Origin of the sequence: Streptomyces sp. NPDC048507 (assembly GCF_043199995.1) — a bacterium.
GTDB lineage: Bacteria > Actinomycetota > Actinomycetes > Streptomycetales > Streptomycetaceae > Streptomyces.
On sequence record NZ_JBICWZ010000005.1, the window covers coordinates 48,611 to 71,407 of the forward strand.

At 72.7% G+C, this 22,797-nt stretch carries 17 protein-coding genes; 4 read left to right on the forward strand and 13 right to left on the reverse strand.

The genetic code is table 11. The annotated features are described in order from the left end of the window. Positions 1-9: 9 nt before the first annotated feature. The 5 genes from ACGFXC_RS16210 to ACGFXC_RS16230 form a co-directional block, all read right to left on the reverse strand. Positions 10-1,326 carry a hypothetical protein gene (locus ACGFXC_RS16210; protein WP_393713259.1) on the reverse strand — a complete coding sequence of 439 codons (1,317 nt, stop codon included), beginning with the start codon at positions 1,324-1,326 and terminating at the stop codon, positions 10-12. A gap of 61 nt (positions 1,327-1,387) precedes the next feature. After that, positions 1,388-3,349, reverse strand: coding sequence for an acyl-CoA dehydrogenase family protein (locus tag ACGFXC_RS16215; protein WP_393713260.1), 1,962 nt, complete (start codon positions 3,347-3,349; stop codon positions 1,388-1,390). 201 nt (positions 3,350-3,550) lie between these two features. Beyond that, on the reverse strand, positions 3,551-4,996 hold the full coding sequence (locus ACGFXC_RS16220; RefSeq protein ID WP_393713262.1) for an aldehyde dehydrogenase family protein: 1,446 nt from the start codon (positions 4,994-4,996) through the stop codon (positions 3,551-3,553). A 188-nt stretch (positions 4,997-5,184) separates the two neighbouring features. Beyond that, a complete protein-coding gene (locus ACGFXC_RS16225; protein ID WP_393713263.1) occupies positions 5,185-6,765 on the reverse strand; it encodes a PucR family transcriptional regulator in 1,581 nt (526 codons plus the stop codon). 86 nt (positions 6,766-6,851) lie between these two features. Then, positions 6,852-9,278: an ATP/GTP-binding protein gene (locus ACGFXC_RS16230; RefSeq protein ID WP_393713264.1), complete on the reverse strand. Its 2,427-nt coding sequence runs from the start codon at positions 9,276-9,278 to the stop codon at positions 6,852-6,854. Positions 9,279-9,520: 242 nt separating this feature from the next. Between ACGFXC_RS16230 and gabT the strand changes: the two genes are divergently transcribed. Next, entirely contained in the window at positions 9,521-10,855 is a 1,335-nt protein-coding gene (gene gabT, locus ACGFXC_RS16235) for a 4-aminobutyrate--2-oxoglutarate transaminase (protein ID WP_393713266.1), read from the forward strand. 406 nt (positions 10,856-11,261) lie between these two features. Further along, positions 11,262-11,834 (forward strand): phosphatase PAP2 family protein, encoded by a 573-nt coding sequence (locus ACGFXC_RS16240; RefSeq protein WP_393713268.1) that lies wholly within the window; start codon positions 11,262-11,264, stop codon positions 11,832-11,834. Here ACGFXC_RS16240 and ACGFXC_RS16245 read toward each other — a convergent pair. The 8 genes from ACGFXC_RS16245 to ACGFXC_RS16280 form a co-directional block, all read right to left on the reverse strand. Then, positions 11,819-13,633, reverse strand: coding sequence for a chitinase (locus ACGFXC_RS16245; RefSeq protein ID WP_393713270.1), 1,815 nt, complete (start codon positions 13,631-13,633; stop codon positions 11,819-11,821). The two genes, ACGFXC_RS16240 and ACGFXC_RS16245, sit on opposite strands and share 16 nt — an antisense overlap. An 88-nt stretch (positions 13,634-13,721) precedes the next feature. Beyond that, positions 13,722-14,186 carry a hypothetical protein gene (locus ACGFXC_RS16250; protein WP_393713271.1) on the reverse strand — a complete coding sequence of 155 codons (465 nt, stop codon included), beginning with the start codon at positions 14,184-14,186 and terminating at the stop codon, positions 13,722-13,724. A gap of 167 nt (positions 14,187-14,353) precedes the next feature. Continuing rightward, a complete protein-coding gene (locus tag ACGFXC_RS16255) occupies positions 14,354-15,772 on the reverse strand; it encodes an NAD(P)/FAD-dependent oxidoreductase (protein ID WP_393713273.1) in 1,419 nt (472 codons plus the stop codon). Between the two features lie 30 nt (positions 15,773-15,802). Beyond that, positions 15,803-16,609 (reverse strand): ABC transporter permease, encoded by an 807-nt coding sequence (locus ACGFXC_RS16260; RefSeq protein ID WP_393713275.1) that lies wholly within the window; start codon positions 16,607-16,609, stop codon positions 15,803-15,805. After that, positions 16,609-17,538: an ABC transporter permease gene (locus tag ACGFXC_RS16265; RefSeq protein ID WP_393713276.1), complete on the reverse strand. Its 930-nt coding sequence runs from the start codon at positions 17,536-17,538 to the stop codon at positions 16,609-16,611. The genes ACGFXC_RS16260 and ACGFXC_RS16265 overlap by 1 nt, the downstream gene beginning before the upstream one ends. Next, on the reverse strand, positions 17,535-18,686 hold the full coding sequence (locus ACGFXC_RS16270) for an ABC transporter ATP-binding protein (RefSeq protein ID WP_393713278.1): 1,152 nt from the start codon (positions 18,684-18,686) through the stop codon (positions 17,535-17,537). The genes ACGFXC_RS16265 and ACGFXC_RS16270 overlap by 4 nt, the downstream gene beginning before the upstream one ends. Before the next feature lie 115 nt (positions 18,687-18,801). After that, on the reverse strand, positions 18,802-20,049 hold the full coding sequence (locus tag ACGFXC_RS16275; RefSeq protein ID WP_393713280.1) for a spermidine/putrescine ABC transporter substrate-binding protein: 1,248 nt from the start codon (positions 20,047-20,049) through the stop codon (positions 18,802-18,804). Positions 20,050-20,096: 47 nt separating this feature from the next. Then, positions 20,097-21,611, reverse strand: coding sequence for a gamma-aminobutyraldehyde dehydrogenase (locus ACGFXC_RS16280; RefSeq protein WP_393713779.1), 1,515 nt, complete (start codon positions 21,609-21,611; stop codon positions 20,097-20,099). Positions 21,612-21,793: 182 nt separating this feature from the next. On the opposite strand from ACGFXC_RS16280, the gene ACGFXC_RS16285 reads away from it, so the two are divergent. Both ACGFXC_RS16285 and ACGFXC_RS16290 read left to right on the forward strand, forming a co-directional pair. Continuing rightward, entirely contained in the window at positions 21,794-22,363 is a 570-nt protein-coding gene (locus ACGFXC_RS16285) for an NADAR family protein (RefSeq protein WP_393713282.1), read from the forward strand. A gap of 20 nt (positions 22,364-22,383) precedes the next feature. Then, entirely contained in the window at positions 22,384-22,779 is a 396-nt protein-coding gene (locus tag ACGFXC_RS16290) for an NUDIX domain-containing protein (RefSeq protein WP_393713284.1), read from the forward strand. The last annotated feature ends 18 nt before the right edge of the window (positions 22,780-22,797 follow it).

Genomic DNA, 22,797 nt, shown 5'->3' on the forward strand with positions numbered 1-22,797 from the left:
TGCCGCAACTCAGGGGCGCTTGGACACGGAGTCCCCGTCCGTGACGCGCAGCAGCAGGTGCGGGAGCGTTCCGGCGAAGTCCGGCAGGGTCCGGGCCACCCGCCACCAGGCGTCCGCGTCCTGCCCGAGGGCCAGCGCGAACAGCCGGCCGGCCTCGGCGCGCGCGGCCAGCACGGCCTCGGGGCGGTCGTAGCGGTCGGGGTGGTCGACGTCGCCGAGCCAGTGGTCCTCGTCCAGGGCCCAGCAGGCGGGCAGCTTGTGCCGGATGACGTCGGCGCCGGTGAGGAGCCCGCGGTCCAGGCAGTCGCGCACCCAGCGGATGTCCTCCTCGACGGTCTCCATGGGCACGGCGAGGCTGGCCAGGGCCAGCTCGCGCTCCACCTCCCCGACCGCCTCCACCGGTGCGGGGGCCAGCGCGCGGACCGCCTCGGCGAGGCCGGGCGGCGGCGGTCCCGGCGGCGGCCCGGGCAGGGCGCCGTGCGCGACGCCGTGCGCGAGGGCGCCCAGCGTTCCGGGGAAGGCCGGGGCCTGTCGCAGCAGTTCGGCCCACAGCCGCGGGTCGTCCCCCAGCGGGGCCAGCTCCCGGGCGGCCGCGGCGCGCAGCTCGGCCTGTTCGGACAGGTTCCAGCGCAGGCCGCGGACCCCGGTGAGCCGGCAGAGCAGCAGGGTCCGGTGGGCGGGGGCGAGGCAGCCGGCCAGCTCGGCCGGGGTGAGCAGGCCCATCCGGACGGCGCGGACGGCCGGCCGGTGCCAGTTCCTCCCGTACGCGGCGGCGCCGGCGGTTCCCAGCAGGGTGCGCACGGTCTCGCGGGGCAGTTCCCCGCGCAGCAGCAGGGCCTCCACCGCCCCGGGCGGCAGCGGGCGGCGCAGATGGGCGGCGGCCAGCGGCTCCGGGTCGGGGGCGGGGCCGAGCGCGAGGATGTCGAGCGGCACCCTGGGGCGGTGCGTGCCGTGGGCCCGGAGCAGGCCGATGAGTTCCCCCGCGTCCGGCGGGGCGTCCGCCGGGTCCCGGCCGAGCCGGGCGCGCAGCAGCGGCAGGAGCGCGTGCGGGGTGCGGCGGGCCGCGTAGCGGGCGGAGCCGGGCAGTCCGGGCAGCGGGCGGCCGCGCACGTAGGGGTTGCGGGCGACGAAGTGGCGGTCGCGGGCGGTCCCGTCGCGCACGAGGAGGGTCACCGCGGACGCGGGCAGGCGTTCGTCGCGGCAGAGGTAGTCGCGGGTGGCCGGATCGAGCCGCCGGAGCAGGTCCGCGGCGATGTGCTGGGGTGCGTGGCGCAGCACCAGCGCCACGCACCAGGCCCGCCGTCTGCTGTCCCGCTGTTCGTCCATGCCGTGCTCCGTACCGCTCGTACGTCCGTCCGCTTTCCCCTGGTGCGGCGATGATCGCAGGTCAGCGCAGCGGGCGGTGCACGTTTTCGTGCGGGGAGGGGCCGGGGGCGGCGTCCGCGATCCATGGGCCGTCGCCCGAGGGGTCGAGGACGCCCTCCTCCAGCCAGGTGTAGGTGCCGCCGAGGACGCCTTCGACGACCTTGCGGTCGAGGTCGTCGGTGTTGGCCCACAGCCGGCCGAAGAGCTCCTCGACGCGCAGCCGGGACTGGCGGCAGAAGGCGTCGGCGAGCTGGTAGGCCTCGCGGCCGTGCTCACCGGTGGCGCGCAGGTGCTCGGCGCGGACGCAGGCCGCGCTCATGGCGAAGAGTTCGGCGCCGATGTCGACGATCCGCCCGAGGAAGCCCTGCTTGGTCTCCATGCGGCCCTGCCAGCGGGCCATCGCGAGGAAGGTGGAGCGGGCGAGTTTGCGGGCGCCGCGCTCGACGTAGCGCAGGTGGGTGGCGAGGTCGGGGTGGCCGGCGGGGTGGAACTCGCGGTAGGTGCCGGGCACCTGGCCCGGGCCGGTGGCCAGCTTGGGCAGCCAGCGGGCGTAGAAGCCGGTCGCGCGGGCGCCCGCCTTCGCCTTGTCGGCGAGGGCCTTGTCGGGGTCGATGAGGTCCCCGGCGACGGAGAGGTGGGCGTCGACGGCCTCGCGGGCGATCAGCAGGTGCATGATCTCCGTCGAGCCTTCGAAGATCCGGTTGATGCGCAGGTCGCGGAGCATCTGCTCGGCGGGCACGGCGCGCTCGCCGCGCGCGGCGAGCGACTCGGCGGTCTCGAAGCCGCGGCCGCCGCGGATCTGGACCAGTTCGTCGGCCATCAGCCAGGCCATCTCGGAACCGTAGAGCTTGGCGAGGGCGGCCTCGATGCGGATGTCGTTGCGGTCCTCGTCGGCCATCTGGGAGGCGAGGTCGACGACCGCTTCGAGGGCGAAGGTGGTGGCCGCGATGAAGGAGATCTTGGCGCCGACGGCCTCGTGCCGGGCGACCGGCCGGCCCCACTGCTCGCGTACGCCGCTCCACTCGCGGGCGATCTTCAGGCACCACTTGCCGGCCCCGACGCACATGGCGGGCAGCGACAGCCGTCCGGTGTTGAGGGTGGTCAGCGCGATCTTGAGGCCTGCCCCCTCGGCGCCGATGCGCTGCGCGGCGGGCACCCGGACCCGGTGCAGGCGGGTGACGCCGTTCTCCAGACCGCGCAGGCCCATGAAGGCGTTGCGGTGCTCGACGGTGATGCCCGGTGAGTCGGCCTCGACCACGAAGGCGGTGATCCCGCCGCGGTGGCCCTCGCTGCGGGGCACCCGCGCCATGACCACGAGGAGGTCGGCGACGACCCCGTTGGTGGTCCACAGCTTGACGCCGTCGAGTACGTACGCGTCCTCGCCGTCGGGTACGGCGGTGGTGGCGAGTCGGGCCGGGTCGGAGCCGACGTCGGGCTCGGTGAGCAGGAAGGCGCTGATCGCGGTGGTGGCGCAGCGCGGCAGGTAGGTGTCCTTCTGTTCCTGCGTGCCGAACATCTTCAGGGGCTGCGGGACGCCGATGGACTGGTGGGCGGAGAGCAGCGCGCCGATGGCGGGGCTGACCGAGCCGACGAGGGCGAGGGCCTTGTTGTAGTAGACCTGGGTCAGGCCCAGGCCCCCGTACTCGGTGCCGATCTTCATGCCGAGGGCGCCGAGCTCCTTCAGCCCGCGGACCGTCTCGTCGGGGATCCGCGCTTCGCGTTCGATGCGGGCGGCGAGGCCGCCGGCGAGCTCGTTCTCGCAGAACACCCGCAGCCGGGCCAGGAAGGCCTCCCCGCGCCGGACGTCCTCGTCGGCGGGGAGCGGGTGGGGGTGGATCAGGTCGAGCCGGAAACGCCCGAGGAAGAGCTCCTTGGCGAAGCTGGGCTTGCGCCAGTCCTGTTCCCGGGCCGCTTCGGCGACCTGCCGTGCCTCGCGCTCGGTCACCTTGGGCTGTACGGGCTGTGCGGGCTGCGTCGCTGACATCCGGGGCTCACCTCACCGCATCGGGGGACTGCCGGTCGGTGCTACCCCGGAGTCGTACCCGTTTCGGGCCCGCGGGAAAAGGTCCGGTCGGGTGCCTTCGCGGCCGCCCCGCGAAGGCCCCGGCCGAGCCCGGGAAACGGAGACGGCCGGAGCCCCCGCACAGTAGGCTCCGGCCGTCGGTCTCTGGACCGTACGAGCAGGTCAGATGTCGAGGCCCGTGAGGACCAGGACGCGCTCGTAGGTGTAGTCGTCCATCGCGTAGCGGACGCCCTCGCGGCCCACGCCGGACTGCTTGACGCCGCCGTACGGCATCTGGTCGGCGCGGTAGGACGGGGCGTCGCCGATGATCACGCCGCCCACCTCCAGCTCGCGGTGGGCGCGGAAGGCCACCTGGACGTCGCGGGTGAAGACGCCGGTCTGCAGGCCGAACTTCGACGCGTTGACGGCGGCGAAGGCCTCGTCGGTGTCCTCGACGCGCAGCAGGGTCAGGACCGGGCCGAAGACCTCTTCGGTGGCGAGCTTCACGCCGGCCGGGACCTCCGCGAGGACGGTCGGCTCGACGGTGGCGCCTTCGCGTCCACCGCCCGTGAGCAGCTTCGCGCCGGCCGCGACGGCCTCCTCGACCCAGGCCTCGACGCGCTTGGCGGCGTCCTCGGAGACGAGCGGGCCGACGTCGGTGGCGTCGTCGGACGGGTCGCCGGTGACCTGGGCCCGCACCTTCGCGACGACCTTCTCGGCGAGGCGGTCGTAGACGGAGGCGTCGGCGATCACGCGCTGCACGGAGATGCAGGACTGGCCGGCCTGGTAGTTCGAGAAGGTCGCGATGCGGGTCGCGGCCCAGTCGAGGTCGGCCTCGGAGGACCAGTCGGCGAGGACCACGGCCGCGGCGTTGCCGCCGAGCTCCAGCGTGCAGTGCTTGTGGGGCACCGACTGCTGGATGGCGTAGCCGACGGTGTCGGAGCCGGTGAAGGAGATGACGGGCAGGCGCTCGTCCTTGACCAGGGCCGGCATCTTCTCGTTGGCGACCGGCAGGACCGACCAGGAACCGGCCGGCAGGTCGGTCTCGGCGAGGATCTCGCCCAGGATCAGACCGGAGAGCGGGGTGGCCGGGGCCGGCTTCAGGATGATCGGCGCGCCGACGGCGATGGCCGGGGCCACCTTGTGGGCGCACAGGTTCAGCGGGAAGTTGAACGGCGCGATGCCGAGCACGGGACCCTTGACGAAGCGGCGGGTCAGGGCCAGGCGGCCGACGCCGCCGGCGTCGGTGTCCAGGCGCTGGGCCTCTCCGCCGTTGAACCGGCGGGCCTCTTCGGCGGCGAAGCGGAACACGGACACCGCACGGCCGACCTCACCACGGGCCCACTTGACGGGCTTGCCGTTCTCGGCGGAGATCAGCTGGGCGATCTCCTCGGTGCGCTCGGCGAGCCGCTTGGACACGTGGTCCAGGGCGGCGGCCCGTACGTGGGCGGGCGTCGCGGAGAACTCCGCCGTCACGGCGTGCGCCGCGGCCACGGCCTCTTCGACCTGCGCGTCGGTCGGCACGCTGACCGTGCCGACCAGGCGGCCGTCCCACGGGTTGTGGACGTCGAAGCTGTCCTCGCCGGTGGCCAGGCGGCCGGCGAGCCAGAAGGCGTGGGTGGAAGTCATGCGAATCCCGGCCCTTCGAGTGTGTGCGGTGGGTCCTTGTCCCCACCACCGTAGGACTCGACCGGGGTTTCGGTGTTTAGCCGGGGTGGAGCACCGCCCGGCCGCCCTGCGCCGCTTTGTCACTGTCGCGGCCGGGACCGGCCGTGCGCGGGGTGCGGCCGCGGTGCGTCACGGGGCGGAGGCGGGGGCTACGGGGTCGCGGAGGCCGCCTTCAGGGCCAGCCACAGTTCCATGCGCACGTCCGGGTCGTCCAGGGAGCGGCCGAGGATCTCCTCGACCCGCTTCATCCGGTAGCGCAGGGTGTGCCGGTGCACGCCCAGGTCGGCCGCCGCCGCGTCCCACTGGCCGTGGCGGGAGAGCCAGGCCTGGAGGGAGGCCACCAGGTCGCCCCGGCCGGTCGCGTCGTGCTCGCGCAGCGCCCGCAGGGTGCCGTCCGCGAAGGCCCGTACCGCGTCGTCGGCCAGCAGCGGCAGTACGGAACCCGCCGCGAGGTCCTCGTGCTCGACCAGCGGCCGCCCCCTGCGCCGGGCCACCGCGAGGGCCTGGTCGGCCTGCTTGAGGGCGGCCGCCACCCCCGCCGGTCCGGCCGCCGCCGACAGGCCGACCACCAGTTCGTCCGGCTCGGGGCCGCTCGCGTCCCGGCCGCGCCGCGACTCCAGCGCCTCCGCGTGGTCGGCGCAGGCCTGCACCGCCGAGCCCCCGTCGGCGGCGAGCACCACCAGCCGGCCCTCCTCCGGCACCACCAGCAGCGTCTCCCCGGTCCGGGCGGCCGCCGACTCCACCGCGTCGGCCAGCAGCGCCAGCCCCTCCGGCTGGGCCGTCCCCGGCAGCGCCGGCTCGGCGGCGATGATCCGGAACGGCGCCTCCAGCAGGGCCCCGTACAGGTCCCCGGCCACCGCCCGGGCGTGCTCGGCCTGCCCCTCCAGCAGCATCCGCAGCACGGCCGCGCCGAGCCGGGACTCCGCCTCGTGCAGCGACCGGGAGCGCTCGGTGGTGAGGGTGAGCAGGGCCACGGCGGAGTGCACCGCGTACCGCTCGGCGGTGCCCAGCGGGGCCCCCGTACCGACGGCCAGCGCGCCCCGGGCGCGGCGTCCGGTGCCCAGCGACTGCAGCTCGACCCGGTCCTCGGAGCCGCCGACCACCGCGCTCGCGGGCGCGGGCCGCTCCCGCAGCCGCTCCACGTCGGGGGTCAGCCGGGCGGCCCGGCGCGCGGCCCAGTCGGGGGCGGCGGCGACGACCGCGCCCGAGGTGTCGTACAGCGCGGCCCAGCCGTGCACGTGCGCCGCCAGCTTCGCCAGCAGGTCGGCGGGGCCGTCGGCGGAGAGCGCGGCCCGGGTCAGCTCCCGCTGCGCCTCGAAGCCGGCGGTGACGGCCCGGTACTGGTCGGCGGCCAGCGCCGCCGAGACGGCCTTGCTGATCGCGAGGAACGGAGTGCGCCGGGGCACCTCCAGCAGCGGCAGGTCCTCCTCGCGGGCGGCGTCGACCAGCGCCTGCGGGACCTCCTCGTAGTTCACCCCGACGGCGAAGCCGATACCCACCACCCCGGCGGCCGCGAGGCGGCGCACGTAGCGGCGCATCTCCTCGGGGTCCTCGGCGTCCAGCTTCATGGCGGTGACGAGCAGCAGCTCGCCGCCCTCCATGTAGGGGACCGGGTCGGCGAGCTCGCTGACGTGGGCCCAGCGCACGGGGGTGTCGAGGCGGCCCTCCCCGGCCCGGACGCTGAGCTTGAGCGCCGAGTGCTGGAGGAGGGAGGCGAGGGTGAGCGGCATCGGGTACCAGGTGCCTTCGGTCGATCGGGATTTCGCCGTGTCGTACGAACGGCCCCTCTCGATTCTGCCACCCCGTACGGGTCCGCTCAGCCCGATCCGGCCAGCCGGACCAGCAGCGGGGCCGCCCGCTCCCCCGTGACGGAGGTCAGCGACAGCACCGCACACCCGGGCGGTACGGCGTGCGCCAGCTCGGAGGCCGACCAGCGCTCGCGCTCCACCTGGCGCACGGTCACCGCGTCGGTGGTGACGGCCTTGCCGGTGACCAGCTTGCGGAAGGCGTGGATGGCACGGGTCAGCGGCTGGTCGGCGAAGACGGTGCGGTGGGTGACGTCCCGGGTCTCGACCCACTCGGTGCCCCAGGCCTCGGCGAACCGCTTCCCGTCCCAGGTGGTGACCCCGGAGAAGGCCATCCGGCAGCCGACCGCGCCGAGCAGCGGCGTGCGCAGGGCCTCCGGTACGTCGTCCAGCGCGCGCAGGGTCAGCAGGACCCCGGCGTTCGCCGAGCGCAGCCGCTGCACGCCCCGGACGGTCTCCGGGGTCAGGGTGTGCGAGGCGTCGTCCAGGGCGAGGAAGGCGAACAGCGAACGGTCGCCGCGGGCGGCGGCGCAGGCGTTGAACTGCGCGAGGAGCAGCCGGGCCAGCATCCGGGAGGCGTCGGCGTGACCGCGTTCGGGGAGGTCGATGCGGACCCGGACCGGGTGCTCCAGGGCGCGCATGGAGAAGGGCCGGCCCTGCCCGGTGGGGTCGAAGAACCCGGCGAAGGCGGGCCGGTCCAGCAGGGCGAGCCGGTCGGCGAGGGCCGGGCCGGGGTCGCCGGGGGCCCCGTACTGGCGGACCCGCGCGTCGAGCTCGCGGAGCATGGCCTGCTGCCCGGTGCCGTCGAGCGCGTGGCGCAGCGCGTCGAGGGCGGCCGGCAGCCCGTCGAGCAGCTCGCGCAGCTCGGGCACGCCGGGGAAGCGGCCGTGGGCGGCCCGGAAGGGGCCGAGGAGCTGGGCGAGGGCGGTCGCGGCGCGGCGCACGTCGAGTCCGGGGACGTCTCCGACGAAGGCCTCGGCGAGGAGGGTGGCGGCCTCGTCGGGGTCGGCGGCGCCGCCGTAGAGGTCGAGGTCGTGCACGGAGGCGGGGTCGCCGATGCGGACGACGACGTCGTAGGCGGCGTCGGGGCCGAGCGGCGCCCCCGCCGCGCCGACGGCGACGACGGCGGCCTGCCCGGCCAGCGCCTGCAGCGCCAGGGACTCCACGACGGGCCGCACCAGCCGGGCGCTCTTGCCGGTCCCGGAGGGCCCGACGGCCAGCAGGGAGGTGCCGAGCACATCGGGGTCGAGGGCGAGGGAGGTGCCGCGCCGGGCGTAGGGGTTGCGCTCCTGGTCCTCGACGGTGCCGAGGAGCACCTGCCGGGCGAGCAGATCGTGCCGGGCTGCCCGCGCGGGCAGGTCCCGGTCCCCGGAGGGGTGCGCACAGGCACCCCCGCCGTCGGCCATGACGGCCGCCCCGAAGGCCCGCAACCGCGCCGGATCGGCCCGCACCCCGCTCCACGCCCGCCGGATCCGCACGAAGTCGACATCGTTCATCCGCCCGGCAGCCACCTCGGACTCCAGCCGGTCGGTCACCACCACCAGTCCGGCGGACCTCACTTCTCCGTACAGAACGACGTCATCCGACGGATCCTCGGCAGCCGGCGCGCTCCGGCGGCCCCCGCCCGCCGGACCGTCGGCCGACGGTCCGGACCTGTGGGAGGAGGCGGAGAAACGGCGCAGCAGACGTGACCCACAGCCGAGCCAGACGAAGGCGAGGATCACCACGGCGTCGACGATCGTTCTGGAATTGTCCTGCAGCTCTCGGTTCTGCTCCGTCGTCCCGTCGAAGATCAGGAACGATTCAGTGAGGTTCCGCAGCGGAAGTTCGAACGAATGGACGAGGAGCAGGGTCAACGCGGCGAGGAGCGCGGCCGCGAGCAGTTGCACGCCGGCGCCCCGTGCAACGACGAGCCGGTTCCAGGCGGTGCGCCAGCTCCCGAGGCGGCCGAACCCGTAGAGCAGCGCCGCGTCGAAGAGGAGTTCGTAGATCGGCTTGGCCCTCACGCCACCGGTCCCGGCGACGGGTTCGCCGGAGCTGGGCATCCACCACCTTCCGGCGCCGGGCGCCCACCACCCTTCGGGCGTGACGAGCTTCAGGGGGACGTCCCAGAGGGGGATGTAACCCTTGCGCATGAGGGACCAGACGAGCACACAGCCCAGGAAGGAGAGGACGGCTCCGTTGATCAGGGCGCGGTCGGAAGCCTTCGAGGACTGGACCGTCGCGCGGGGGGTGTACCCGTACCGCCAGATACCGGGTTCGGCCGCCGGGCGGGCGGTGCGCAGCCAGCGCAGGAGACCGGAATCCTGGTCGCCCGCGGGCCGGCCGGGGGCGTAGTCCGGCCGGGGAGGGACCGAAGCGGGCATCGGCGGGGCCGCCGGCCGGGGGATGCGGCCCTCCCGGGCCGTGCGTCCGTCGTACGTGCCTTCGGTGTCCATGAACCCCTGCCCCCTACCCGTGCCATGCGCGCGCACCGCGGCGCTCAATCTAGTGCCCGGCCCCCGCCTTGGCCCCGTACCCCGCCGTGATCCACACGACGCGTCCCGCCCCCCTCCTATGGCCGCCGCGGACAAGGACACGCGGACACCACTCCCGATCGGCGCATGCCGTACCCCCTCCCCCGGGCCTAGCCTGCGGACAAAGACACAAGTGCGTCCGAAAACACCCCCAGGAGCCCCCTATGACCGCTGTCCCGCAGGAGCGCCGCATCGTCACCGCGATCCCCGGCCCCAAGTCGCAGGAGCTGCAGGCCCGCCGTCTCGCGACGGTCGCCGGCGGCGTGGGCTCCGTACTGCCCGTCTTCACGGCCCGCGCGGGCGGCGGCATCATCGAGGACATCGACGGCAACCGCCTCATCGACTTCGGCTCCGGCATCGCCGTGACCTCCGTCGGCGCCTCCGCCGAGGCCGTCGTGCGCCGCGCCTCCGCACAGCTCGCCGACTTCACCCACACCTGCTTCATGGTCACCCCCTACGAGGGCTACGTCGAGGTCTGCGAGGCCCTCGCCGAGCTGACCCCGGGCGACCACGCCAAGAAGTCGGCCCTGTTCAACTCGGGCGCCGAGGCCGTCGAGAACGCCGTCAAGATCGCCCGTTCGTACACCAAGCGCCAGGCCGTCGTCGTCTTCGACCACGGCTACCACGGCCGTACGAACCTGACGATGGCGCTGACCTCGAAGAACATGCCGTACAAGCAGGGCTTCGGTCCGTTCGCCCCCGAGGTCTACCGCGTCCCGGTCGCCTACGGCTACCGCTGGCCCACCGGCGCCGAGAACTGCGGCCCCGAGGCCGCCGCCCAGGCGATCGACCAGATCAGCAAGCAGATCGGCGCCGAGAACGTCGCCGCGATCATCATCGAGCCGGTCCTCGGCGAGGGCGGCTTCATCGAGCCGGCCAAGGGCTTCCTCCCGGCGCTCGTGAAGTTCGCCAACGACAACGGCATCGTCTTCGTCGCCGACGAGATCCAGTCCGGCTTCTGCCGCACCGGCCAGTGGTTCGCGTGCGAGGACGAGGGCATCGTCCCCGACCTGATCACCACCGCCAAGGGCATCGCGGGCGGCCTGCCGCTCGCCGCGGTGACCGGCCGCGCCGAGATGATGGACGCGGTCCACGGCGGCGGCCTCGGCGGCACCTACGGCGGCAACCCGGTCGCCTGCGCCGGTGCGCTCGGCTCCATCGAGACCATGAAGGAGCTCGACCTCAACGCCGCGGCGAAGAAGATCGAGTCCGTCATGAAGACCCGCCTGACGGCCATGCAGGAGAAGTACGACATCATCGGCGACATCCGCGGCCGCGGCGCCATGATCGCGATCGAGCTCGTCAAGGACCCGGTCTCCAAGACCCCGTTCCCGGAGGCGGCCGGCGCGCTCGCCAAGGCCTGCCACGCCGAGGGCGTCCTCGTCCTCACCTGTGGCACCTACGGCAACGTGCTCCGCTTCCTCCCCCCGATCGTCATCGGCGAGGACCTCCTGAACGAGGGCCTGGACGTCATCGAGGCCGCCTTCGCGGCCATCTGATCGAGCGTCCGAACAGACGGGCCCTTCCCTACCGGTGGTAACGGTCGGGCGCTGTGAAGAACGTGTGGGGGGCCGATGGCGGGAGCGCTTTCCCGCTGTCGGTCCCCCTTTCGCTGGCGTACGGTTTCTGCAGATGAGTGAGACAGACCGCTCCCGGGAAACCGGAAGCGATACCGGTACCGGGCTTCCCCAGCGCCGTACTGGGCATGCGTTCGCGCACACTCCTCTCAGATCGGACGGCCGTCCGCCCCAAACCCCCCGGGGCGCACGGCAACCCGATCCGGGCGGCCGTCCCGGAACCACCCCCCCTGTTCCGGGACGGCCGGCCACATCTCCCGCCGCGCTCGCGGCCCTCTGCGCCGCCTCGTGCGCGGCCCTCTTCGCCCTGATCACCTGGCAGGTCCTGGTGTCGGGACCGCTGCTGACCCCGGATCGCGCGCTGAGCCGCGCCCTGGTGCGCACCGTCCCGGACTCCGTCACCGAACGCCTCGCCGACCTCGGCAACATCCCGGTCGCCGTACCCGTCCTGGCCCTCGCCATGGCGTACGCCGCCCGGCGCGGCCGGGGCCGGGCGGCCCTGGCGGCGGGCCTGGCGATGGCCCTGGTACCGGCGCTGATCGTCCCCCTCAAGGACTGGACCGCCCGTCCGGGCCCCCTGGAACCCTGGGCCGCCGGCTACTTCCCCTCGGGGCACACCGCCACGGCCCTGACGGCCTACACCTGCGCCGCCCTCCTCATCGCCCCGGACACCCGCCGCCCCTGGCCCCAGGCCCTGGCCGCCCTCCTGACGGCCCTCACCGCGACGGGCCTGATCCTGCGCGGCTTCCACTGGCCCCTGGACGTCCTGGCCAGCCTCCTCCTGTGCACCCCCTCGCTGCTGGGCGTCCGCGCGGCCGCCTCGAAGCGGCCGGGCCGGAGCGGGGGCGCCGCTCAGGCCCGACCACCGGGCGGCCGGGTGAGCGGTCAGCCGCCGAAGTAGGTGTCGAAGTTGCGGCTGAACTCGGCGCCGCCGAAGCGGTCCCAGTTGATCGACCAGGTCATCAGGCCGCGCAGCGCGGGCCAGGTGCCGTGGGTCTGGTAGCTGCCGCAGTTGGTCTTCTTCGTCAGGCAGTCCAGGGCCTTGTTCACCTCGGCGGGCGGGGTGTGGCCGTTGCCCGCGTTCGGGGTGGCCGGGAGGCCGATCGCGACCTGGTCGGGGCGCAGCGGCGGGAAGACCCGGGCCGTGTTGCCCGCGACGGGGAAGCCGGTGAGCAGCATGTCGGTCATGGCGATGTGGAAGTCGGCGCCGCCCATGGAGTGGTACTGGTTGTCCAGGCCCATGATGGAGCCCGAGTTGTAGTCCTGGACGTGCAGCAGGGTGAGGTCGTCGCGCAGGGCGTGGATGACCGGCAGGTAGGCGCCGGCGCGCGGGTCCTGGCCGCCCCAGGGGCCTGAGCCGTAGTACTGGTAGCCGAGCTGGACGAAGAAGGTCTCGGGGGCCATGGTCAGGACGAAGTCCGGGCCGTACTTGGCCTTGAGGGTCTTCACGGCGGAGATCAGGTTGACGATCACGGGGGTGGTCGGGGCGCGGAAGTCGGTGTCGCCCGTCGCGAGGGAGAGGGAGTGGCCCTCGAAGTCGATGTCGAGGCCGTTGAGCCCGTACTCGTCGATGATCTTGCCGACGGAGGAGACGAAGGCGTCGCGCGCGGCCGTGGTGGCGAGCTGGACCTGGCCGTTCTGGCCGCCGATGGAGATCAGGACCTTCTTGCCCGCGGCCTGCTTCGCCTTGATGGCGGCCTTGAACTCGGCCTGGGTCTCGACGTTCGGGCATTCGGTGACCGGGCAGAGCTGGAAGCGGATGTCGCCGGAGGTGACCGATGTGGGTTCGCCGAAGGCGAGGTTGATGACGTCCCAGGAGGCGGGCACGTCGGCCATGCGGACGTAACCCGAACCGTTGGCGAAGCTGCTGTGCAGGTAGCCGACGAGGGCGTGCGCGGGCAGGCCGGGGTTGCCCGGGTTGCCGCCGCCGGGGCCGGTGGTGACGGTGACCGGCGTGCTCTTCGGGGATTCGCCCGCCGCGTTCACCGCGGCGACCCGGAAGGTGTACGGGGTGGCGGCGGCGAGGCCGGTGACGGTGGCCGAGGTGGTGGCGGCGGTCACGGGGTCGGCGCCGTCGCGGTAGACCTTGTACGAGGTCGCCCCGGTGGCCGCCGCCCAGGACAGGGCGACGGTGGAGGCGGAGCCCGCGGTGCCCGTCAGGCCGGTGGGGGCGGCCGGGGGCTGGGGCTGGCCGGGGCCGGTGCCGCCGGGATCGGGGCCGATCAGGGTGACGTCGTCGGTGAGGTGGGCGCCCTGGCCGTACCAGCCGTGGGTGTAGACCGTCACGGAGGTGGTGGCGGGGCCGGTGCGGAAGGTGGTGGTGAGCTGCTTCCAGGCACCCGGGGTCTGGGTCCAGGTGGAGGTGTCGGTGGTGCCGGTGCCGCTCGCGCCGAGGTAGACGTAGGGGCCCTGCACCCAGGCGGTGAGGGTGTACGCCGAGTCGGGTTTGACGGTGACGTTCTGGGAGCAGCGGGCGTTGTCCTGGCCGGCCGGGGTGGCCCTGAGGGCGGAACTCCCGGCGTGGACCGGGGCGGTGACGACGGCTCCGGATCCGCCGGAGCAGCTCCAGCCGTCGAGGCCGGCTTCGAAGCCGCCGTTGCGGACGAGGTCGGCGTCGGCGGCCGCCGCGGGCGGGCCCGCGGTGAGGAGTCCGGCCGCCGCCAGGGCGACGGCCGTGAGGAGGGGGAGCACTCTGCGCACAACTGCCTCCGGGGCATGGGGGGATGGCGCCGGCCCCCTGGCGTGGGAGCGGCGGCGGCGCCCAAGATGGTCCAGACCAATCCTCTTGTCAAGGGGTGCGGCCCTCCCCCGCCCGTACGCCCGCCGCCGCCTCGTGCATCGCGAGCTCCAGCGCCACCGGGTCGGTGAGCGTCCCCTCGCCGTCCGGGACCACCAGCCAGCGCACCCCGCCCGTCGCCCGGCCCGGGTACGGGACCACGATCCAGCTGCCGCGCCCGGCTCCCCGTACGCCCGTGCCGAGCCAGCGGGACGCCGTGCCCGGCGGCACGAAGAAGCCCAGCCGGGCGTTCCCGAAGTCGGAGAGCACCGGGCCGGGCCGGGCGGTGAGCAGGTGCAGCACGTCGAGGGTGCCCTGCCCCAGCTCCCCCGGCAGGATCAGCACGTCCCAGCTCCGGCCGGCGGGCAGGAGGGCGACCCCGAGGGGGTTGCGCTCCCACTCCCACCGGCAGGCATCGGGGTCCGGCGCCACCGATACCAGCCATTCCACTGCCGTCTTGGCCCCCGGGAACGTCATCGCCCGGCCTCCGTTCGTCTCGTGTGCGGTGAAGCCTTCTCACCGGGAGAGAGCGGGGCCGGGCGGCGTTATGACGCGGGTTCCGTTACTTCGTAGTAGTGAACCGGGTCACAGGGTCCGTACGGGTGTGCGCCGGGGGCGTGCGCCATCCCCGGGCGCCGCCTGCGTCAGCTGTCGAAGCCGAGTCCGAAGCGGTCAAGGGTGCGCAGCCAGAGGTTGCGGTGGCCGCCGCGGGCGTCGGAGCGGGCCAGCGACCACTTGGTGAGGGTGATCCCCGTCCACGCGAACGGCTCCGGCGGGAACGGCATCGGCTTGCTGCGCACCATCTCCAGCCGGGTGCGCTCGCTGCTCACCCCGTCCAGCAGGTCCAGCATCACGTCGGCCCCGAAGCGGGTGGCGCCCACGCCCAGGCCGGTGAAGCCGGCCGCGTAGGCGACCTTCCCCGCGTGCGCCGTCCCGAAGAAGGCCGAGAAGCGGGAGCAGGTGTCGATGGCGCCGCCCCAGGCGTGGCTGAACCGCAGCCCCTCCAGCTGCGGGAAGGCGGTGAAGAAGTGCTCGGCGAGCTTGAGGTAGGTCTCGGGCCGGTGGTCGTACTCGGAGTCGAGCTTGCCGCGGTAGGGGTAGATGGCGTCGTAGCCGCCCCACAGGATCCGGTGGTCCTTGGTGATCCGGAAGTAGTGGAACTGGTTGGCGCTGTCACCCAGGCCCTGGCGGCGCTTCCAGCCGATGGAGGCCAGCTGCTCCTCGCTGAGCGGCTCGGTCATCAGCGCGTAGTCGTACACCGGCACCGTGAAGGGGCGGATCCGCTTGACCAGGGAGGGGAAGATGTTGGTGCCCAGCGCGACCCTGCGGGCCAGGATCGTGCCGTACGGGGTGGTGACGGCCATCCCGGCGCCGACCGCGGACATCTTCAGGCCGCGGGTGTTCTCGTAGATCCGTACGCCCAGCTCCAGGCAGGCCCGCTTGAGGCCCCAGGCGAGCTTCGCCGGGTTGAGCATGGCGACGCCGTCGCGGTCCCAGAGGCCGGCGAGGAAGGTCGGGGAGTCGACCTCGGCGCGCAGCGCGTCCCGGTCCAGCCATTCGGAGCCGTCGGCGAGGCCGAGCTCGCGCGCCTGTTCGTGGAGTTCGCGCAGCTCCTCGACCTGGTGGGGTTCGGTGGCCACGTCGATCTCGCCGGTGCGCTCGAAGTCGCAGTCGATGCCGTAGCGGGCGACCGCCGCCTCGATCTCATCGAGGTTGCGGGCGCCCAGCTCCTCCAGCTTGGCCAGTTCCCCGGGCCAGCGGGCGATGCCGTTGGCGAGCCCGTGGGTGAGCGAGGCGGCGCAGAAACCGCCGTTGCGGCCGGAGGCGGCCCAGCCCGCCTCCTTGCCCTCGATCAGGACCACGTCCCGGCCGGGATCGCGCTCCTTGGCGATCAGCGCGGTCCACAGTCCGCTGTAGCCGCCGCCGACGACGAGCAGGTCGCAGCGCTCGTCCCCGGTGAGGGCCGGCTGCGCGGCGGGCTTGCCGGGGTCGTCGAGCCAGTACGCGACCGGCTTCGCTTCGGAAAGGGATTTCGCAACACTTCGCATGGCGACTGGGGCCATGGCTTCCAACTCCCTACGGAACTGAACTGATTACTTCGGTTGTGCCTTCTTGCGGCGGTTGCCGACCCACTGGCCGGCGAGCACCACCAGTACCGCGATGACGAACATCGCCGTGCCGATGACGTTGATCTGGACGGGCGTACCGCGCTGGGCCGATCCCCACACGAACATGGGGAAGGTGACGGTGTTGCCCGAGTTGAAGTTGGTGATGATGAAGTCGTCGAACGAGAGCGCGAACGACAGCAGCGCGCCGGCCGCGATGCCGGGGGCGGCGATCGGCAGGGTCACCCGCAGGAACGTCTGCACCGGTCCGGCGTAGAGGTCGCGCGCGGCCTCCTCCAGCCTCGGGTCCATCGACAGGACGCGCGCCTTGACGGCGGCGACGACGAAGCTCAGGCAGAACATCACGTGGGCGATCAGGATCGTCCAGAAGCCCAGCTGGATGCCCATGTTCAGGAAGAGGGCGAGCAGGGACGCCGCCATCACGATCTCGGGCATGGCCATGGGCAGGAAGATCAGCGAGTTGACCGCGCCGCGCCCCCGGAACCGGTAGCGGACCATCGCGAAGGCTATGGCGGTGCCCAGCACGGTCGCCCCGATGGTCGCCCACAGGGCGATCTGGAGGGAGAGCGAGAGGGATCCGCACAGGTCGGCGACCCCGCAGGGGTCCTTCCAGGCGTCGAGCGAGAACTCCTGCCAGGCGTAGTTGAAGCGCCCGGCGGGGTTGTTGAAGGAGAAGACCGTGACGACGACGTTCGGCAGGATCAGGTACGCCAGCGTGCCCAGTCCCGCGATGACGACGGCGTTGCGGCGGAGCCAGCCAAGGGGCTTGTCCATCAGACCAGGTCCTCCGTCCCCGCTCGGCGGATGTAGATGGACACCATGATCAGCACGATGGCCATGAGGATGAAGGACAGCGCGGCCGCCGTCGGGTAGTCGAGGATGCGCAGGTACTGCGACTGGATGACGTTGCCGATCATCCGGGTGTCCGTGGAGCCGAGCAGTTCCGCGTTGACGTAGTCGCCGCTGGCCGGGATGAAGGTGAGCAGCGTCCCGGAGACGACGCCCGGCATCGAGAGCGGGAACGTCACCTTCCGGAACACCGTGGCGGGGCGTGCGTACAGGTCCCCGGCCGCTTCGTGGAGGCGGGTGTCGATGCGCTCCAGCGAGGTGTACAGCGGCAGGATCATGAAGGGCAGGAAGTTGTACGTGAGACCGCAGACGACCGCGAGCGGCGTGGCCAGCACGCGGTCCCCCTCGGTCATGCCGAGCCAGCTGGTGACGTCCAGGAAGCCGACCGCGTTGAGGGCGCCGACCACCGGGCCGCCGTCGGCCAGGATCGTCTTCCAGGCCAGGGTGCGGATGAGGAAGCTGGTGAAGAAGGGGGCGATGACGAGGATCAGCAAAACGTTTCGCCAGCGGCCCGCCCTGAACGCGATCAGGTAGGCGAGGGGGTACCCGAGCAGCAGGCAGAGCGCGGTCGCGGTGCCCGCGTAGAGCAGGGAGCGCAGGAACTGGGGGTAGTAGCCCGTGAAGGCGTCCCAGTAGGTCTGGAAGTGCCAGGTGACCTTGAAGCCCTCTTCGAGGGAGCCGGTCTGCACCGAGGTGGAGGCCTGGTAGACCATCGGCAGCACGAAGAACACGAGCAGCCACAGGATGCCGGGCAGCAGCAGCCAGTACGGGATCAGGCGCTTGCGCAGCGACGCCTTGTGCACCGGGGGGCCGGCCGGAGCGGGCGCCTCGGGCGGCGCGGCCACGGCGGTCACGCGTTCTCCTCGACGGTCTCGATGCCCGCCTCGATGTCCTGGGCCGCGTCGAGGCCGAAGGTGTGCTCGGGGTTCCAGTGGAGTATGACCTCGGCGCCGGGCACGAGGCGGGCGTCGCGCTCGATGTTCTGCGCGTACACCTCCAGCTCCGGGCAGACCGGGCTGTCGATGACGAACTGCGTGGAGACGCCGATGAAGGAGGAGTCCGCGATCCGGCCCGCGATCTTGTTGCGGCCGGCCGCGACGGTGTCCTCGTCGTCCGCGTGGACCAGGGAGATCTTCTCCGGACGCACTCCGACCAGCAGCTTTCCGCCCGCGCTGGGCGTGGTCGAACATCGCTTGGCGGGCAGCCGGAGCCTGGTGCCCGCCGAGGTGACGGTGACGTCGGTGGCACCGGCCTCCAGGACCTCGGCCTCGATGAGGTTGGAGGTGCCGAGGAAGTTGGCGACGAAGGTGGTCCGCGGGTTCTCGTAGAGCTCGGCGGGGGCGCCCAGCTGCTCGACCCGCCCGCCGTTCATCACCGCGACCGTGTCGGCCATCGTCATGGCCTCCTCCTGGTCGTGCGTGACGTGGACGAAGGTGATGCCGACCTCCGTCTGGATCCGCTTGAGCTCCAGCTGCATCTGGCGGCGCAGCTTGAGGTCGAGGGCGCCCAGCGGTTCGTCGAGCAGGAGCACCTGGGGGTGGTTGATCAGGGCGCGGCCGACGGCGACCCGCTGCTGCTGGCCGCCCGAGAGCTGGTGCGGCTTGCGCTGGGCGAACTGGCCGAGCTGTACCAGCTCCAGCATGTCGTCGACCTGCTTCTTGACGGACTTGATGCCGCGGCGGCGCAGCCCGAAGGCGATGTTCTCGAAGATGTTCAGGTGCGGGAACAGCGCGTAGCTCTGGAAGACGGTGTTCACCGGCCGCTTGTACGGCGGCAGGTGGGTCACCTCGCGCTCGCCCAGGCTGACGGTGCCGGTGGAGGGCTCCTCCAGGCCGGCGATCATGCGCAGGGTGGTGGTCTTCCCGCAGCCCGATGCGCCGAGCAGGGCGAAGAAGGAGCCCTGGGGGATGGTGAGGTCCAGCGGGTGCACGGCGGTGAAGGAACCGTAGTGCTTGCTGAGCCCGGCGAGGCGGACGTCGCCGCTCGCGGTCTTGTCAGTCATGGGTCGCGGCCTTCGGTGATGGTGTCGGAAGGGTGCGGGAGCGCGGAGGGTGGGTGGAACGGGGGGGACGGGGCGGGGGGGGGGAACGGGGGCGCGGCGGGGCCGGACGGGGCGGTCAGGCGCCGATGAGCTTGGTGAACTTCTCCTCGTACGCCGTCTCTTCCTCGCTGCTGAGCGAGCGGAAGGCGTGGGACTTGGCGGTCATCGCCTTGTCCGGGACGATCAGCGTGTTCTCCGCGAGCGCCGGGTCGATCTTGGCGAGCTCGTCCTTGACCCCTTCGACGGGGCAGACGTAGCTGATGAACGCGGCCAGCCGCGCGGCCACGGGAAGCTCGTAGTAGTAGTCGACGAGCCGCTCGGCATTCGCCTTGTGCCGGGCCTGGGCGGGCACCAGCAGGTTGTCGCTGGAGGTGATGTACCCGGCCGCCGGGACCGCGTACTTGATGTCGGGATTGCCGGCCTGGAGCTGGATGACGTCGCCCGCCCAGGCGAGGCAGGCCGCGATGTCGCCCTTGTCGAGGTCGGCGGTGTAGTCGTTGCCGGTGAAGCGGCGGATCTGCTTGCTGTCCACGCCCTTCTGGAGCCGGCCGACGGCGGCGTCGAAGTCCGCGGTGGTGAAGTCCGCCGGGTCCTTGCCCTGGTCGAGCAGGGTCATGCCGACGCTGTCGCGCATCTCGGTGAGGAACCCGACCCGGCCCTTGAGGGTGGGGTCGTCGAGCAGCTGGGTGACGGAATCGACCTTCCTGCCTTCGGTGGCCTTGGAGTTGTAGGCGATGACGGTCGAGATGCCGGTCCAGGGATAGCTGTAGGAGCGGCCCGGGTCCCAGTCGGGGCTGCGGAACTGCGGGGAGAGGTTGGCGTACGCGTGCGGCAGCCGGGCGGGGTCCAGCTTCTGCGCCCAGCCGAGGCGGATCATGCGGGCGGCGAGCCAGTCGGTGACGACGATCAGGTCGCGGCCGGTGTCCTGGCCGGCCGCGAGCTGCGGACGTATCTTCCCGAAGAACTCGACGTTGTCGTTGATGTCCTCGGTGTACTTGACCTGGATTCCGGTCCGTTTCGTGAACTCCTCCAGCGTGGGACGGGACTTCTCGTCCTCGCTGGTGTCCATGTACTCGGTCCAGTTGGAGAAGCTGATCTCCTTCTCCCGCTCCGAGCGGTCGTCCGAGGCCGCCGCTCCGCCCTCGCGCCGGGCGGGCGGGATCCCGCAGGAGGTCAGGGCCGCGAGGCCGCCGACGGTGAGGGCCCCGACGCCGGAGGCGCGCAGCAGCGAACGGCGGGTGAGGGCCCCGCGTCCACCGGTGAGGCTGCGCCGCATCGCCGCGAGTTGGGCCGCGGAGAGGCGGTCGGGCTCGAACTGCTCCATGGGCTGTGCCCTTTCGGGAGGTGTGCCGCCGGTCGGGCGGCGGGCTGCTATCGGTCCCCGAAGATCGTGCGGTGCCAGTCCTTGGCCGCCACCGCGGTGTTGTCGTACATCACGTGCTTGACCTGCGTGTACTCCTCGAAGGAGTACACGGACATGTCCTTTCCGAAGCCGCTGGCCTTGTAGCCGCCGTGGGGCATCTCGCTGATGATCGGGATGTGGTCGTTGACCCACACGCAGCCCGCCTTGAGCTCGCGGGTGGCGCGGTTCGCCCGGTAGAGGTCCCGGCTCCAGGCGGAGGCGGCGAGCCCGTACGGGGTGTCGTTGGCCAGCGCGAGTCCCTCGTCGTCGGTGTCGAAGGGCAGCACCACCAGGACCGGTCCGAAGATCTCGGACTGCACGACCTCGCTGTCCTGGGCGGCGTCCGAGATCAGGGTCGGCCGGTAGTAGGCGCCCGCCGCCAGCTCGCCGCCCGGGGCCTCGCCGCCGGTGACGACGGTGGCGTACGCGCGGGCGCGCTCGACGAAGGCGGCGACCCGGTCGCGCTGGGCGTGCGAGACCAGCGGGCCGAGATCGGTGCCGGGCGCGAAGGGGTCGCCGAGCCGCACGGTCTCCATCAGTTCCGCGACCCGGGCGACGAAGGCGTCGTGCAGCGGACGCTGGACGTAGGCGCGGGTGGCGGCGGTGCAGTCCTGGCCCGTGTTGATCAGCGAGGCGGCGACCGCGCCGTGCGCGGCGGCCTCCAGGTCGGCGTCGTCGAAGACGAGGAAGGGCGCCTTGCCGCCGAGCTCCAGGTGGAGCCGCTTGACGGTGGCGGTCGCGATCTCGGCGACCCGCTTGCCGACGGCCGTGGAGCCGGTGAAGGAGGTCATGACCACGTCGGGGTGGCCGACCAGGTGCTCGCCCGCGTCCCGTCCGGCGCCGGTGACGATGTTGATCACGCCGTCGGGCAGCCCCGCCTCCTTGGCCGCCTGTGCGAACATCAGCGAGGTCAGCGGGGTGAGCTCGGCGGGCTTCAGGACGATCGTGTTGCCCGCGGCGACAGCCGGGAGGATCTTCCAGGCGGCCATCTGGAGCGGATAGTTCCAGGGGGCGATCGAGCCGATCACGCCGATGGCCTCGCGGCGCACGTAGGAGGTGTGGTCGCCGGAGTACTCGCCGGCCGCCTGGCCCTGGAGGTGACGGGCCGCCCCCGCGAAGAAGGCGGTGTTGTCGATGGTCCCCGGTACGTCGAACTCGGTGGACAGCTTGAGCGGCTTCCCGCACTGGAGCGACTCGGCCAGGGCGAAGTCCTCCGCCTGCTCGGCCAGTACGCCGGCCAGCCGGTGCAGCGCGTCCGACCGCTCCCCGGGGGTGGCGGCCGACCAGGCCGGGAAGGCCCGTTTGGCGGCGGCGACGGCCTCGTCCACGTCCGCGGTGCCGGCCAGCTCGTAGGTCAGCACCTCTTCTCCGGTCGCCGGGTCGACCACGGTGTGCGAGCGACCCGAGGTACCGGAGCGGAGCCGGCCGTCGATGTACTGCGCGCCGTCTGCGAAGCGGTCCTTAACCTGGAAGCGGTTACCCATCACGCTCTCACGCTCTCCGTAGCTACAGCTCGAATTGAGTGCCGATCCTGACAGAGGCCTTCTCCTCCGCCAAGTGATTCCGTTGTTGCCTTTTGATTACGCGACGGAATCGGTCGACCATGTGTCGAGGCGCGCCCGAAATCCCGTACGAAGTGTCAGTGGTGGCTGAAAGACTCGCGTGCATGGAGATGATCGACACGTTGATCGAGCAGGTCAGCCGTGGTGAACGGGTGAAGTACCTGCCCTTCTGGGGGCACCGGCCCCGGCCGGACGGGCAGCTCGGACCGAGCTGTTTGAGCCAGTGGTGGCCTTCCGCTTTCACTGTGGGTGACGTCAGCTACGCCACGGCCGAGCACTGGATGATGGCCGGCAAGGCCAGGCTGTTCGGGGACCCGCAGGCGGAGCGGGCGGCGCTGGAGGCGACGAGCCCGGCCGCAGCGAAGAAGGCCGGGCGGCTGGTGCGCGGCTTCGAGGACGCCGTGTGGGAGCGCGAGCGGTTCGCGCTGGTCGTGGCGGGCAGCGTGCACAAGTTCGGCTCCGATCCGGGGCTGCGGTCCTACCTGCTGGGGACCGGGTCCCGGGTGCTGGTGGAGGCGAGTCCCGTGGACCGGATCTGGGGCATCGGGCTGGCCGCCGACGACGAGCGCGCCCTCGACCCGGCGCGCTGGCGCGGGCTGAACCTGCTGGGCTTCGCCCTGATGGAGGCCCGGGAAGAGCTCCGGGCGCGGACTGCGGCGCAGGCCGGGCAGTGAGCGGAGCGGGCCGCCGCAGGGTGGCGGCCGTCATCCTGCGGGAGGGCAGCGTGCTCATGGTGCGGGAGCGGGGCCGGGGACCCTCCGGCCGGCACGACGGGCCCGAGTACTGGACCCTGCCGGGCGGCGGGGTGGAGCCCGGGGAGGACCTGGAGGCCGCGGTGCGGCGGGAGGTCGCCGAGGAGACGGGGCTGCGGGCGCTGTCGGTGCGCCGCTCCCACGAGGCGCCGTACCCCTCCGGCTGGACCGTCTGCTTCCGGGTGGAGACCGGCGCCGGGGAGCCGGTCCTGGGGGTGGACGCGGACCTGGAGTGCGCCTGCCCGCGGATGGTGGGGCCGGTCCGGGTCCCGGTGGCCCGCAGCGCCCCGGACGGGCCGTACATGGTCCCCACCCTGCTGTCCCCGGCGTACTCCTGACCGGCTCCCGGCCCGTGC

Coding starts and splice junctions, on each gene's coding strand:
- ACGFXC_RS16210 (WP_393713259.1), bottom strand. CDS start 1,326: ATGGACGAACAGCGGGACAGCAGACGGCGGGCCTGGTGCGTGGCGCTG.
- ACGFXC_RS16215 (WP_393713260.1), bottom strand. CDS start 3,349: ATGTCAGCGACGCAGCCCGCACAGCCCGTACAGCCCAAGGTGACCGAG.
- ACGFXC_RS16220 (WP_393713262.1), bottom strand. CDS start 4,996: ATGACTTCCACCCACGCCTTCTGGCTCGCCGGCCGCCTGGCCACCGGC.
- ACGFXC_RS16225 (WP_393713263.1), bottom strand. CDS start 6,765: ATGCCGCTCACCCTCGCCTCCCTCCTCCAGCACTCGGCGCTCAAGCTC.
- ACGFXC_RS16230 (WP_393713264.1), bottom strand. CDS start 9,278: ATGGACACCGAAGGCACGTACGACGGACGCACGGCCCGGGAGGGCCGC.
- gabT (WP_393713266.1), top strand. CDS start 9,521: ATGACCGCTGTCCCGCAGGAGCGCCGCATCGTCACCGCGATCCCCGGC.
- ACGFXC_RS16250 (WP_393713271.1), bottom strand. CDS start 14,186: ATGACGTTCCCGGGGGCCAAGACGGCAGTGGAATGGCTGGTATCGGTG.
- ACGFXC_RS16255 (WP_393713273.1), bottom strand. CDS start 15,772: ATGGCCCCAGTCGCCATGCGAAGTGTTGCGAAATCCCTTTCCGAAGCG.
- ACGFXC_RS16260 (WP_393713275.1), bottom strand. CDS start 16,609: ATGGACAAGCCCCTTGGCTGGCTCCGCCGCAACGCCGTCGTCATCGCG.
- ACGFXC_RS16270 (WP_393713278.1), bottom strand. CDS start 18,686: ATGACTGACAAGACCGCGAGCGGCGACGTCCGCCTCGCCGGGCTCAGC.
- ACGFXC_RS16275 (WP_393713280.1), bottom strand. CDS start 20,049: ATGGAGCAGTTCGAGCCCGACCGCCTCTCCGCGGCCCAACTCGCGGCG.
- ACGFXC_RS16280 (WP_393713779.1), bottom strand. CDS start 21,611: ATGGGTAACCGCTTCCAGGTTAAGGACCGCTTCGCAGACGGCGCGCAG.
- ACGFXC_RS16285 (WP_393713282.1), top strand. CDS start 21,794: ATGGAGATGATCGACACGTTGATCGAGCAGGTCAGCCGTGGTGAACGG.